Consider the following 13180-nt stretch of genomic DNA (forward strand, 5'->3'; position numbering starts at 1 on the left):
GAAGAGCCGCCGTCTGAACGCTCACCTGAATAGTGATCATGCTGTGACCCAGTTGTACGCACCTCGGAAGAGCCCTGATCAATACGGTCTCACTGTGTCTAGCAACGAGAATCCACTTCCGACTCACCACAGACCCGACGGCGACCAGTGGAACGCGGTGCGCAACGACGACTTCGCGCAGTGGGCCGGCATCAAGGAAGGCCCGGTTCCCGCCCGCAAGCGTGCGTGGCCCCGGAATACCGCGCTGGCCATAGCGGCGGCCACCGTGGTCACGGCGGCCCTCCTTGCTGTGAGTTACACGACCTCGTCACCGCCCGAACGCGAAGCTGCCGCACCCGCGACGACAACGACCGCACCCACACCGCGAGCCTCAGCGACGACCGCTCGTGCGGCAGAGCGGCCAATAATCCCCCTGGCCGCAGCGTTTCCGGTCCATGTGGCGGACGGTAACGGTGGCACCTTCACCAGGCTGGGCTGGGCCGCGCTGAAGTCCTGCACCGAGCCCGACTCGGTCGGGTCGGCACTGGCCGCAGAGATCGCCGCCGGCAGAGGGTGTCTCGGCGAGGAGATCGCCCTGTACAAGGACATGCACAACAACCAGTTCAACCTGGCCATCTTCACAATGAAGGATCCCCAGGAGACGGTAAAGCTGGTGACCCAACTGTCCATGAACTTCAACGACTACGAAGTGGCCGCGCAAGCTCCACCGCCCGGATCCGGCCTGCCGACCCTGCCGGCCAACAGCGGAATGGTGCAGGCCTTCACCGGGCAGGGCCGCGCCATGGTGGCGGGACTCGGCCAGTGGTCGGACGGCCGGACGAGCGAGTACCAGAAGCTGACGGATCGTTTGGAACCGTTGCTCAAAGCGGTCTCGAAGAACGTCGCCCGCTACGAGACCGCAAATTGAGCCATTCGACGCACCACATCCCCCACACCTCGAGCCGTGTCCACCTCAGGAACGATGGGTCAGGGGGGTCCCTTTAAAGGGTCGTCATTCCCTGAGCCGTGGGCTGACCCCGGCTGAGGTCGACGCTCGGCCTTGGCCGGGGTCGGCGTCCGCCCAGGCGTAGAGCGGTCAGGAGATCTGCCGAACGAGCATCCAGACCGCGACAATCAGAAAGATCCCTCCCACGACGCGCGTCATGGCGTACCCCGCCCTCGTGGGCTCAGTGGCGTCGTAGTCCTTCACGAAGGGCCGCTGGAGTGGCCGGTTCACTCTCCACAGCAACTGCGGCTTGATCACCTGAATGAGGCCCACAACCATAAAGACACACAGCAGTACGACGATCAACAGTCTCTCCCCACCCTGTGCGCTCACCAGCGGAGGCAGCGCTGGCACCGCCCATATCCCCAAAGCGCACAAGCAGGGCAGCAGTAGGGGCCCCTCCCATGGCCGAGCCCAGGCCGCTGACTGCTGCCCTCGTGCCCCGTCGTATGCCCTTGTTGCCGTCAGCACCTGCCGTCAGTGCCTACGAGTTGATGGGCAACTCTGGCGTCTGCTGGCGGGCTTCGGCCGTCAGGTCCTTCAGTCGGCCTGGACCCGCCTCCACGGTCGTTCCGCCAAGGGCTGCGGCGGCGCCGGTGGCCGGCGAGGGGGGAGCACCGGCGCGGTTACCGGTCCGGGAAGGAGCCAAGGAGTCAGAAGCCCCATTCGACCACGGTGGATCTCAGGGCTAGAACCCCTTCGGCGCAGGACTTGTAGAGGAGAGCCGAGTTCGTGTACTCCCCTCGCACCATCTCGGCGAAGCACGCCGACATCTGCGCCATGTATTCCTGGCGCTCCGCCGCCACCTCGATTTGGTACTGGTCGTAGTAGCGCTTCGACATCGCCGCCGCCTCGCGGGAGACGTCCGTTATCCTCTGCGACGTTTCGGCGAACGAGCGGAGCAGTTGGTTCAAGCGGTCCGAGTTCAGTTCGGGAAGAATTTCCCGCGCCAGGGCCACACTCCGCTCGCAGTACTCGTGGGTGATCTGCGTCGCGGCCCTGAAGGCCATGCCCAGACTGTAGAAAATCGACTGCGGACCGAAGGTGTCGGCCACGCTGATGAGGGCTTCCGTCGCGTAGGAAGTGCATCCGCGGGTGAGTTCGGCGGCCTTGGAGAGCTGGTCGATCACGTCCGTGCACTCGTGGCTCACCTGCGTCATCAGGGCGGTCTTGCCTGTGGCGGCGGGGGGTGCGGCCGGGACCGGCGGCCGCAGGGGCGGTGCGGGAGCGGCCGAAGCCTGGTTCCGCTTGCCCCAGTCGAAGAGACTTCCCATGGTTGATTCCCTTTCCCGGGTGGGGTGGTGATATTGCCGGTCGGATCACCGGCCGGGTGGGGAGGTCCCCGCCAGTGGGCCTTTGCCGCTCAGACCTCAGACCTCAGACCTGGGCGACGGGAGCGACCAGGCCGTACTTCACGGCTGGGTGCCGCTTGACCAGGGCCAGCTGGTCCTGGCACTCGATCACCTCACGGGCGGCGTTCCCGAGCCGCAGGTCGGCCGCGGCGACCGCGGGGCTCTTCTTCTTGACGGACGCCCGCACCGCGAAGGTGATCGGGACGTAGAAGATGCAGTTGAGGAGGGCCAGGCTGACGCAGTCCTCGGTGGTTCCGGCGGCGAACACCGAGCACCAAGCGACACCGGTCGCCGCCGCTCCGGCCATGCTCCAGGCAGGCGCGGGAAGGGGCATGCCCAGCACGCGGGTGACTTCCTCCATGTCGGCACGCCTGCGGGAGATGAACGCGACGCCCGCCGCCGAGCCGACGAGGACGGCCAAAAGCTCGCCGAGGGGGTTGGTCCCCAGGTTCAGGAGCACTGTGCTCATCACTACCCAGAAGATCCGGACCAGTGCGGCGACAGGGCCGGAGAGCACACCGACGGACACGCCGTCGCGCAGTACCCGAGCCGCGTCGTACTCCGCCTTGGCCACGCCCAGCACGCCCTCCGCAGCGGCGATCTCTCGCTGCTCCCGGGCCCTCGCCTCACGCACGACCGTGGCCGGGTCCAGGCCCTGCGACGTCGCCTCCCTGGTCAGGTGCGCTTCCCAGTGCGTGGTCATGTTCAGTTCGTATTGCTGCTCCGCCATCCGGCGCTGCTGGTCGGCGGCCGTCCGGATGTCCTGCCGCATCCGCTGTAGTTCGCCCTGCTGCTCGCTCAGCGCCTGTTGCATCAGCTGCGCGTTGTGGTCCGCCGCGCGGGCGGCGTCGTTCACCGCCGCCGTGTTGTCGTTCGTCGCACAGATGACGCAACTGTCGCGCGGTCTGTCGTGCTCGCAACCGAAGATCACAGGATTTCCTCTCCGTGGGAACTCTCGAAGGTTGAGGGCTGAGATCTCAGCCGGTCCGGTGGTTCGACAACCAGAAATGAAGGCGTCACAGGGAAACGGCAGGGGCTCCATGGATGACCCCACCGTGTCGTGACAGGGACTGACGTGCCGTCACCGGTGGTGGGGGCCGTGGCGTCATGCGGCGGCTCATCGGCACGTGCCCGCGTCCCGAGATGAGAAGACGCCTTTTCTTCGATGACCGTCGTTGAGGACGGTGCACCGGTCAGCGTTACTCCCGCGCTGACCGGACAGCAGTGCTGCCCCTGCCCTGCTCTTGTGAACGATTGGTGGAGGTGTCGTGAACAGGAAGTGTCTATCACTCTGGGATGTACATGATCAAGTCGCTGACCAGTAGGTGTCCAGGGCTTGAGGTGACACTTCGGACCGCGCCTCGACCTGCCTGACTCTGGCTGCGTCCTCCTGGCGTCGAGCGTCGAGGTCGTGAGCCCACGCGTGGCCACAGTGGCTCGAGGTTCACGGCCCGTGCCTGCACGCGTCTTGCGGCTTAGCCGGCTGGGCTAGCGGGCATGGATGCGCCGCTAGTCACCCTCGTTGACCGTTGTTGACCCCTGCATCTGGCATGGCTGTGGCGCGCGGCACGCTGTGCGGCCTGACCATGATGGCGACTGATGGTCACGAGTAGTGACAGGTCGTCACTTCGTGGCTGCGATTTCCATCTCGTTGCAGGTGGAACCCAAGGCTGGGCGGACGGTCGTGCAGGTGTGCGCGGTGGGCCGGAATGCGCAGCTGGCGGCCATCGCGCGGCACTGGGTCCCGGGCCGCCCAAGCGTCGGCACCGGCGACCATCGCGCAGGCCGCACAGGAGTTTCCCGACTTTGACGACACCGTCATGAGGCTATGCCGCTGAACTGGGTCTACTGATCGCGGGTCCCGCCGAGCAGCGGGACTGACGAAGCCCACGGCTCTGAGCTGCTCAGATGTCGTGCGCCTCTGTCGCTGTTGGTCAGCGCTGGGTGACCTCGGACGGCCTGGGGACGGCTCGGGCTCCACCATCGGCTGTGGCCAGTCTGGGGACGCGACCCCTTCGTTCCGAAGCGACTTGGGCTGATTGCGCTGTCCTTGACCTGACTGTCAGACCCCTTGCCACACGTAGATCCGGGCCCCGCCGGAATCTCCCGTAGGCAAGGCCCGACCCGTATGCAAAAAAATTAGATTGAGCATGCAACCACACTAGTCCTTCACGAGTCATACACGCGCAATACACGCTCGATCCCCAGGGGGGACCATGACCCAGCAGTACCCGCAGCAGCCGCCTCAGCCGGGGTGGAACGGCCAGCAGCAGCCCGGCCAGACGCCGGCCGAATGGGCCGGGCCTGCCGCTCCGCCCCAGTGGGGACCGCCGCCGCAACCCCCGAGGAAGTCTGGCGCCGGGAAGATCATCGGGTTCGGATGCCTCGGCATCGTGGCCCTATTCCTCTTGATCGGCATCATCGGCGCGGTCGCGAGCGGCGGCAGCGACTCCACCGACAGCAGCAAGAAGGACAAGGCCGTCTCCGCGGCCAGCGGTGAGCCGAAGGTCGATCAGTCCCAGAAGGCGCCCGCCAAGGAGGAGCCGGCCCAGGGGACCAAGTCGCAGGCCGAGCAGTTCCAGGCGTGCGTGGCCAAGTCCGGCACGCCCACAGAAAAGGCCGCGGTTAAGCACGTCACCAAGGTGACCGGCACCGACAAGCGCAATGACGTCCTCGACGCGGCTGAGGTGTGGACCGACTACACCGGCGGTTTCATGAGCAGCAACGCGGGCGACGCGAAGCTGATCGCGTCCGCGTTCACGTCCTGCTACGAGTCGAAGAACGGACTCGTAAGCATCTACGGCAAGGACGGCGACCTGATCGCCAACGCCAACTACTGACGCTGCCGGCCCCGCCGATCCGTGGAGGCGGGGCCATACCCACTCCGCATCCCTGGGGGGACCATGACCGACCAGCTTCCGCCGCAGCCGACCACCCCGCTGCTCCCCGCCGGTTCCCCGGCCGAACCCCTCGTCGTACCCACGACTGAGCCGGCGAAGAGACGGCTCAGCCCACTTGTGGCTGGTGTCCTCGGCCTCACCGTCGGCGCTGCCGTCGTCGGCGGCGCTTGGGCCGTCACCTCGAACAGCGGCCCGAGCAAGCCTGCCACGTTCACGCTTAAGGGCAACTTCGCCCTCACAGATTCGGTGTATACGGACCCTGACGACGACAGTTGTCGGGGTAGCGCAGATAGCGGCTACGACGACATCGCAGAGGGCACCAGCGTCACCGTGTACGGCGCCAAGGGCGATGTCATCGCCACCAGCAGCCTGGGCAAGTCCAAGTCGGATGAAATGGGCGTGACCTGCACCTTCAAAATCGCCGTGCCCGATGTGCCCATGGGGGAGAAGTTCTACAAAGTGGAAGTTTCCCACCGCGGAACCGTACAACTGAGTGCCAAGCAGGCTGAGAACGGAGAACTCGCCGCCAGTCTCGGATAGTCAGACATCACGTGCCCTACGAATGATCACCTACAGAAGTCTGGCCTGCCGCACCGGAAGCCACACGCCGGGTAGCGTCCGGCATGACGCGGCCTCGCTCGTGCCTCCGTGGCGCGGCCCGATCGAGCTGGTCACTTTCACCGTGACTCCCCGCTTTTCCCCGCTCGTTCTGGTGCGCTTGCGGTGCAGGGCTGCCACGCCGCATGCCGGGTATCCGTCTCTGCATGCTGGCCATCGTGTACCGGTCCTACGACGCAGCAACGGCCGTTTGGGCGTTCGTGCTGTCGCTTGTGGTCGTGCTGGTTGTGGGTTGGTACGTCCGGCGTCGCAGGTAGGTGTGACCATCGCCTTAGGAGTTCGATCAGGCCTTGGGTGAGGAGGCTGTACACCTGACTGAGCCTGTCGTGCGGGGCCGCCGGAGGCTGTCGGCGGGTCAGACCGCCTCGGGCGGCACCACCGACATCCTCACAGTCAGCCATGGATGTCACCGCGGAGGTCTGCCCGGCTCCACCTTGTCTGTCACTTGGCTGGTCAAGGTGAAGGCTCTGGACGGACGATCACCCCTGCTAACGTCCCCACGTGCCCTCGGAGATACAGCGTCTGGTCGATGAACTCGTCACACAGATGAAGTCCGGCTCCGCTCCCGCCTACCGAACCGCGATGAAGCGGCTTGCGGATACCGCGCGGGCGGGAGGCCCCGAGAGCCTGACGGCCGCAGTAGAAGCTCTCGCGCCTTTGCTGCCGGGTCTGAGTGGGGACTTCGCCATAACCGCGGTTCTGGCGGGCGCCTGCGTCGAGTGGGGTGCGTCCCCCATGGCTCTCGTCGACGTGCTGCCGCGGCGCGCCTCGGAGGCCATGATGCTCAACGAGGTGGTGCCGGAATTCTGGGACAAGGCAGCACGCGGCCGACCGCTGCCCGAACCGGTGAGCGCCAGCACCCACCTACTGGTGCGGAGGCTGACCGGACTGGTCCGGTGGCGCCGGGGCGTCGACAAGAACACCATGACCCGGATCGCCATGTCCTGGTTCGACATGGAGCACTGGCTCAAAGCTCTGATCACCGTCCTGGCGGACGCAGATTTCCGCGCGGCCGTCGCCGACGACGTCAAAGCCGAGTTGCGTGAGCACGCTGCCGCGGTCGCCCACCGGTCCCAGCGAGCTGCTTGGGTCGGCGCGCTGGCTGCCGTCCTTGACGACGAGCCGCTGGTCGTCATCGACCCTCGCACACACCGCGGATACGCCCTCACGATGAGTGGCGTCGGGGACAACGGCCAGTTGCACATCCTCCTGGCGGATCGCCTCGTGGGGGATCCCGGACAAGACCTGGTCGCTGGGGACCGCCCCGCGCGGTCCTGGGTCGAGGCGGCCACCAGCGGCGACCCCCACCTCGGCCCCGACGACCCGGCGATCCGCTGCTTCCGCCTCTTCGACGGCCAGGGCGCCTACATCAGCCCGGAAGGGCCTGGGCGTGGGTCGAGTGTTTGAGCACATGATGCCGGTCCTCCGCCTCGACCGGATTCTCGAACCGGTCGAGACACAGCGCTGGCTCGCCCGGCTGGCTCCCGCCGTTGAGAACGACCTGATGGCCCACTAGAGACTCCCGCGCCCCCTGGTTCCGCACATACCTGGCATGCGTCTGGCACGACCTCTTCGTCCCGAAGCAACCTGGGCGGGGACTGACCAGCGGGCAGTGTGCCAGGTGCGAATACATCGGCACAGAAACGGACGTCTCAGGAGCGCCCCCAGCCCGTCCCTCCCGTTTGCGGGCCGGCACATGGATGCGGGTGCCCGTGGGGTCGAGCACCCGGATCCACCCTTCGCTTGTCCTTGTCAGGGGATGTGGCTCACTGCGGAGGTTCAGTCCCAGCCACCGCCGCCCCACCCCCAGCCGCCGCCGTCGCCCCAGCCCCAGCCCCAGCCGCCGCCCCAGCCCCAGCCCCAGCCCCAGCCGCCGCCCCAGCCCCAGCCATCGTCTCCCCAGCCCCAGCCCCAGCCACCTTGGTGGTAGGAGACGACGTTCTGCGGGGCAGTGGTGGTGGCGGCCGCGTGGGCGGCTCCAGCGCCGGCCGCGATGGCCAGGATCGGCGCCGAGCAGATTGCGATGGCCATTCTCTTCATACGGGTGGTGTGCGCGCGCATGATGCGCCCCTCTCCGGAGGGTGTCTGGTTTTCCCGGCGGCCTCCACGGGCCGCCCGCCCGCGCTCGGAGCTGGCGCGTAGCTCCGGCGCCCACCCGCCGCACGCGGCGGGTCACCACTTGCGGTAAGAAACCGGCATAAGTGGCTTTTGTCTCAAACCTACGACCGGATCGCCGGGCAGTCAAAACGAGGAACGCGAGTCTGGGCCCGATGCGCCAGCCGTGAACCGCGCCCCCACAGCGGCGGCCCCATGGACGCACGCGTCACCGAACGTCAACGAGCCCCCTTCCAGTCAGGGAAAGGGGGCTCGCGGAGTATTCCCCTGCGGTACTACTTCCGGCCGCATCCTTATCAGGTCGATCACGGGACGTCTCGGGTGTCGGTCAAACGGCCGGAGCCGCCGGCCGATGGCCCGCAGAGGCCCAGCGCCCATCGCCGCTGTCCGTGGCTGTTGGTGCCAGGAATCGGGGCAGGCAGACCACGATGCAGGGGGCACGCGCCGCGCACCAGTGCGGCACGGCAGCAGTTCGCCAGCGGTTGTGAGCCGCCTAGATGGGGTTCAAAATGGAGAAAGTGGCGGATTGCAAGCCAAATTTGGTCGCAGCGCCGGACTAGTCGCCCTTGGAAGTAGCCCGCCGCTCCCTTGCTCGGCACCCCGCACTGTGGGCTGGCGTCGCGATGCCTGGGAGCCTCTACTCGATCAGTCCGGGGCCACAGGCGTTTCCGGGCAGCGACCCGAATTCCACAGGCCTGTGCAAAACGGCACCCCGTCTTTCAATTCGGGCTGTCTCCAGAGGCGTGGAGCAGAGGCAGGGCGGGACTGACGGCGAGAAGGAAGATCGTGATGCCAACCGACACTGAGCTCCTCAAGACCGACGACAAGCAGCTTGAGGAGCTCTTTCGCAAGATTCCTGCTGGTGAGATCCCCAAAGGCCCGATGGAAGGTCTAGCGATCTTGCCTGGGGCGGGGCTTTCGGGGGCACGGTTGCTCGCCCGCCTGGTGCATCTGTTCTTGTGGCGGGGCAAAGTCTTCAGCCCCGACGGCTACCTCAGCAATCGACTCTTCCCGCTGGACATGCTGTCCATCGTTGCCATGGTCGGGCCGGGCCCCAGCCGTCTGGACGAACAGGAGTGCATCGTCATCGACTACTCCAACACGTCGCTGGTGTTCGGGGGCGTGCGCGATGAGCTCCGCCAGGTCGACCCACACCTGTACTTGGGCCTGATCTGGCTGTCCAGCCGCAAGATCGGATGGTTCACGCTGCGCGACCCGAACAGCAGCAACGGAACCGATCGCGCCGAAACCGGGGCGCTGTGATCACGAACGTAACGAGGGCCGCTACCGTGAGCGGTCTCTCCGGGAAGTCGCGACATTCGGTTGATGGGTTGGACCCCGCCTGTGAGCGGAGGCTCTGACACGAGCCGACATGACGAAAGGCCCCGACCTTGCTTCCCCCGACCATTCATCCCCGCAGATCAGCACTCCGCGTTCGTCGCAGCGTTGGGAAAGCCAAGCCCCGCCGACACCTTCCAGGCACCGCTTTGGCCGCATCGGCCACCATGGCACTGGCCCTGACGGGGCTCCCCGCAACCACGCCTCCCGGCACGCCGGCCCCGTTGCACGGCACAGCCACCAGCGCTGGAAAGCCGCTGTCCCACGCCGACGTCACGCTCTTCGCCGGAGACCGGCAAGGCACGCGGGAACTGGGACACGCCACCACCGACGCCAACGGAACCTTCCAGATCCGGCCCAGCCAGCGCACGGGCTCGGTGCTGTACGTCGAAGCCGCACCCGCTGGCGACCGGTTGTTGCGTCTGCGCACCGTCGTGGGAGTCGGCCCCGACGGTGGTGTGCCGCAGCGCTTCGAATCCGCTGTCACGGTCAACGAATTCACCACCGTCGCCGCCACCTACGCACTGGCTCAGTTCACCGACCAGCGCGGCATCACTGGGCCTAGCCCCGGCCTGGAGAACGCCGCAGCCAGGTCCTACAACCTCGCCAACCCGGCCTCAGGAAGGCCCGGCAAGGTCGTCACCGACCAGAACAACGGCACCAAGAACGACACTCTGGCCACCCTCGGCACCCTGGCCAACCTCGTCTCCCTCTGTGCGCCGGGAGCGGACACCGGGCGATGCCAGGACATGCTGCGCCTGGCAGCACCGCAGCACGGGACCACTCCCGCCGACACGGCACAAGCCGTGCTCAACCTCACCCACAACCCGAGACTGGCCACCGGCAAGCTCTACGCCCTGGCAGGCCGGGCACATACCTACACCCCCGCGCTCACCGCGCCCCCGGAAGCCTGGGTCCTGGCCCTGCACTACACCGCCCCCGACGTCTACGCCCCCGGCCGGATGGCCATCGACGCCAAGGGCAACATCTGGGCCTCCAACAACTGGCTGCCCGGAACGCGAAACCCCAGCCCCTACGTCACCGTGCAGGACCCGGTGGGCAACCCCACCCTGAACAGCCCCATCAGCGGCGGCGGCATGAAGGCAGGCGCCTGGGGCATCGCCATCGACCACGATGGCTCCGTATGGGTGCCCAGCTACGGCGGCGATGCCATGTCGAAGTACTCGTCGGCCGGAAAGCCGTTGTCGCCCGGCACAGGATTCAAGAACGGCGACCTGACCCACCCCCAGGGCACCGCCGTCGACCAGAAGGGCAACATCTGGATCGCCAACTTCTACGGCCTGAAAGGCAATCGCGGCCAGGGAAGCGTGAGCGTCTACCCACACGGTGACCCCTCAAAGGCGATCACCATCAAGGGCGGCGGCCTCGACCACCCGTTCTCCATCCAGATCGACGGCTACGGCCGGGCCTGGGTCAGCAACGCCCGCCTCAACGGGGCAAAACTCCTTGACACGCGCGTACCCAAGGGCCACGTCGGCGGGAGCGTCACCGTGATTGGCCCCGACTTCAAGCCGACCTCGTTCTCCCCCATCAAGGACAACTCACTCGACTGGCCCCTCGCACTCGCCGTCGACTCCAAGAACAACGTCTGGGTGCCCAGCTTCGTCAGCAACTCGGTCACCAAAATCGGGCCGAGCGGAAAGATCACAGGCGAGTACAAACTGCCGACCACGATCGCACCCTGGTCCCTGGCCATCGACGGATCCGACCGCATATGGATCGCCGGCTTCGGCGCCCCCTCCGTCTCCGTCCTGTGCGGCGTGAACACCAGCGCCTGCCCGACCGGCTCCTCCACCGGCTCCCTGCTGACGCCGCCCCACGGCTACCGCAGCAACTCCATCCAGCACCTCACCGCCATCCAGGTCGACCAGTCCGGCAACGTCTGGCTGGCCAACAACTGGTCCAAATTCGTCCCACCCACCGGTGGCACCGGCCTGGTCGAACTCATCGGAGCCGCCACACCCGTCTGCACACCCCTGACCCCGGTACCCGCACGCCCAGCAACGACCAGCTCAACCGCCTGCCCCGCCCAGACCAGCACGCAGCCCAGATGACAACGGCCCAGCAATACCGCTGTCGGGCGTGCCAGGTCGGCGGAGCGATTTTGGCCTGGAGTTTCAATGACCGAGTCAAGGGTGCGGCCACCCCCCCACCCATGAGGGCGGCATCTCGTCCCGGAGATTGTCTGTGCCTCAGCCGACGAAAGTCAGCCACGAAGCCACATCCGGCCCTCCCGGGCCGCCTCCAACTTACGGAGCTGCTTTGGCGCGAGTGATCACGGCCCCGTAAGCTTCCGGCGCGTCGGGCACAAGGCGTACCAGCTGCTGCGCGCCCTGATGAACACGGCCGTGGACGACGAGCTGATCCGGCGCAACCCGTGCCGCATCAAGGGCGCGGACCGGTACGACGTGCCTGAGCGTCCGGTCCTCACGGTTGCTGAGGTCTTCGCCCTCGCCGACTCCATCGCGCCGCGCTACCAGCTGCTCACGCGACCACGGCCCGGGACCGCCACGTGCCCGGACATCTGCGCGGGTGAGCACGCCTGGCCGGTGGTGTGTGCCACGAGCGGCCGGGGTACTCGGGGGTGCACCCACCCTGCGGGGCGCCCCGCAGGAACCCAGGTCGTCACGGCTCGACGGCTGCGGGGCACCCGGCGTCCCACATCCCTCCTGCGAGGCCTCCGATGAGCCGTCTCTTCTCGCCGCTCACCCTCCGCGGCACGACCTTCCCAAACCGGGCCTGGGTGGCCCCCATGTGCCAGTACAGCTCGGTCGACGGCTATCCGCAGGACTGGCATCTGGTCCATCTCGGCTCCCTGGCACGCGGCGGGTCCGGCCTGGTCATGCAGGAGGCCACGGCAGTGGAACCTGAGGGCCGGATCACCCCTTCCGACGCCGGCATCTGGGATGACGGGCAGGCCGCCGCGTACAAGCGGATTACCGACTTCGTCCACGGGCAGGGAGCCATTGCCGGCATCCAGATCTCCCATGCCGGCCGCAAGGCGTCGACGGCACCGCCCTGGGAGGGTGACGTGTACGTCGAACCGGAGGCCGGAGGATGGCAGACGGTCGCACCGTCACCGCTGCCATTCGGCGACTGGCCGGCCCCGCGGGAGCTCGGCGCGGACGACATCCGCGCTCTGGTCCGGGCCTTCGGCGAGGCCGCCGCGCGGGCGCTGTCCGCCGGCTTCGAGGTCCTGGAGATCCACGCCGCGCACGGCTATCTGCTGCACCAGTTCCTGTCACCGCTGTCCAACCACCGCAGCGACGAGTACGGAGGCGATCTCGACGGGCGCAGCCGTTTCCTGGTCCAGGTCACCGACGCCGTACGGGCGCAGTGGCCGGCGGACCGCCCGCTGTTCGTACGCTTCTCGGCCACGGACTGGGCCGACGGCGGCTGGACCCCGGAAGAGACGGTCGAGCTGTCGCGGCACCTGGTGGCCCACGGCGTCGATCTGGTGGACATCACCAGCGGCGGGCTCGTCCACAACGCCCGTATCGAAGTGGAGCCCGGCTACCAGGTGCCCTTCGCCCGAACCGTCCGCGAGGGCGCGGCCCTGCCCGTCTCCGCGGTCGGCCTGATCACCGCACCGGAACAGGCCGACCAGATCCTCGTGGACCGCTCGGCCGACGCGATCATGCTCGCGCGCGAACTGCTGCGCAACCCGACCTGGCCGCTCCGCGCGGCCCACGTGCTCGGTGACGACGTCCCGTGGCCGAAGCAGTACCAGCGTGGCCGCCCACGTCATCGCTGAGGCCGTCGCCGCCCGAGCACCCGGGAATTCGGCACAAGACAATGAGGTTTCCTCCGGTATGGGCGATCAATGCATCAATGTTGCTTTTCCCGCGGCC

11 protein-coding genes and 1 pseudogene are annotated in these 13180 nt (G+C 67.2%); 8 read left to right on the top strand and 4 right to left on the bottom strand.

Annotated features, from left to right (window positions below):
* Positions 1-94 precede the first annotated feature (94 nt).
* Positions 95-907, top strand: coding sequence for a hypothetical protein (locus tag ACIQ9G_RS24510; RefSeq protein WP_403613183.1), 813 nt, complete (start codon positions 95-97; stop codon positions 905-907).
* A gap of 168 nt (positions 908-1075) precedes the next feature.
* On the opposite strand, the gene ACIQ9G_RS24515 is transcribed toward ACIQ9G_RS24510, so the two are convergent.
* The 3 genes from ACIQ9G_RS24515 to ACIQ9G_RS24525 form a co-directional block, all read right to left on the bottom strand.
* Positions 1076-1291: a DUF6199 family natural product biosynthesis protein gene (locus ACIQ9G_RS24515; RefSeq protein WP_403613186.1), complete on the bottom strand. Its 216-nt coding sequence runs from the start codon at positions 1289-1291 to the stop codon at positions 1076-1078.
* A gap of 347 nt (positions 1292-1638) precedes the next feature.
* Positions 1639-2259 carry a hypothetical protein gene (locus tag ACIQ9G_RS24520; RefSeq protein ID WP_403613188.1) on the bottom strand — a complete coding sequence of 207 codons (621 nt, stop codon included), beginning with the start codon at positions 2257-2259 and terminating at the stop codon, positions 1639-1641.
* 103 nt (positions 2260-2362) lie between these two features.
* Positions 2363-3268 (bottom strand): hypothetical protein, encoded by a 906-nt coding sequence (locus ACIQ9G_RS24525; protein WP_403613190.1) that lies wholly within the window; start codon positions 3266-3268, stop codon positions 2363-2365.
* A gap of 1285 nt (positions 3269-4553) precedes the next feature.
* On the opposite strand from ACIQ9G_RS24525, the gene ACIQ9G_RS24530 reads away from it, so the two are divergent.
* From ACIQ9G_RS24530 to ACIQ9G_RS24540, 3 genes are all read left to right on the top strand, one after another.
* A complete protein-coding gene (locus ACIQ9G_RS24530) occupies positions 4554-5177 on the top strand; it encodes a hypothetical protein (RefSeq protein WP_403613193.1) in 624 nt (207 codons plus the stop codon).
* Positions 5178-5240: 63 nt separating this feature from the next.
* Positions 5241-5777 carry a hypothetical protein gene (locus ACIQ9G_RS24535; protein WP_403613196.1) on the top strand — a complete coding sequence of 179 codons (537 nt, stop codon included), beginning with the start codon at positions 5241-5243 and terminating at the stop codon, positions 5775-5777.
* 579 nt (positions 5778-6356) lie between these two features.
* Complete coding sequence (locus ACIQ9G_RS24540; RefSeq protein WP_403613198.1) at positions 6357-7262, top strand: hypothetical protein; 906 nt, start codon at positions 6357-6359, stop codon at positions 7260-7262.
* Between the two features lie 372 nt (positions 7263-7634).
* On the opposite strand, the gene ACIQ9G_RS24545 is transcribed toward ACIQ9G_RS24540, so the two are convergent.
* The gene (locus tag ACIQ9G_RS24545) at positions 7635-7886 is read right to left on the bottom strand and encodes a hypothetical protein (RefSeq protein WP_403613201.1); all 252 of its coding nucleotides are present in this window, start codon (positions 7884-7886) and stop codon (positions 7635-7637) included.
* Positions 7887-8759: 873 nt separating this feature from the next.
* Here ACIQ9G_RS24545 and ACIQ9G_RS24550 point away from each other — a divergent pair.
* The 4 genes and pseudogenes from ACIQ9G_RS24550 (at position 8760) to ACIQ9G_RS24565 (ending at position 13083) form a co-directional block, all read left to right on the top strand.
* Entirely contained in the window at positions 8760-9233 is a 474-nt protein-coding gene (locus ACIQ9G_RS24550) for a hypothetical protein (RefSeq protein WP_403613204.1), read from the top strand.
* Positions 9234-9532: 299 nt separating this feature from the next.
* On the top strand, positions 9533-11383 hold the full coding sequence (locus ACIQ9G_RS24555; protein ID WP_403613207.1) for a hypothetical protein: 1851 nt from the start codon (positions 9533-9535) through the stop codon (positions 11381-11383).
* A gap of 255 nt (positions 11384-11638) precedes the next feature.
* Positions 11639-11815 (top strand): annotated as a pseudogene (locus tag ACIQ9G_RS24560) (site-specific integrase); the annotation flags it as partial.
* Positions 11816-12012: 197 nt separating this feature from the next.
* Positions 12013-13083 carry an NADH:flavin oxidoreductase/NADH oxidase gene (locus ACIQ9G_RS24565; protein WP_403613209.1) on the top strand — a complete coding sequence of 357 codons (1071 nt, stop codon included), beginning with the start codon at positions 12013-12015 and terminating at the stop codon, positions 13081-13083.
* The last annotated feature ends 97 nt before the right edge of the window (positions 13084-13180 follow it).

This window comes from Streptomyces sp. NPDC096152 (genome assembly GCF_044763235.1).
Lineage (GTDB): Bacteria > Actinomycetota > Actinomycetes > Streptomycetales > Streptomycetaceae > Streptomyces.

What these genes read in the sequence shown, in the direction of transcription:
- ACIQ9G_RS24520 (WP_403613188.1), bottom strand. Translation starts at nt 2,259, where the DNA reads ATGGGAAGTCTCTTCGACTGGGGCAAGCGGAACCAGGCTTCGGCCGCT.
- ACIQ9G_RS24530 (WP_403613193.1), top strand. Translation starts at nt 4,554, where the DNA reads ATGACCCAGCAGTACCCGCAGCAGCCGCCTCAGCCGGGGTGGAACGGC.
- ACIQ9G_RS24535 (WP_403613196.1), top strand. Translation starts at nt 5,241, where the DNA reads ATGACCGACCAGCTTCCGCCGCAGCCGACCACCCCGCTGCTCCCCGCC.
- ACIQ9G_RS24545 (WP_403613201.1), bottom strand. Translation starts at nt 7,886, where the DNA reads ATGGCCATCGCAATCTGCTCGGCGCCGATCCTGGCCATCGCGGCCGGC.
- ACIQ9G_RS24550 (WP_403613204.1), top strand. Translation starts at nt 8,760, where the DNA reads ATGCCAACCGACACTGAGCTCCTCAAGACCGACGACAAGCAGCTTGAG.
- ACIQ9G_RS24565 (WP_403613209.1), top strand. Translation starts at nt 12,013, where the DNA reads ATGAGCCGTCTCTTCTCGCCGCTCACCCTCCGCGGCACGACCTTCCCA.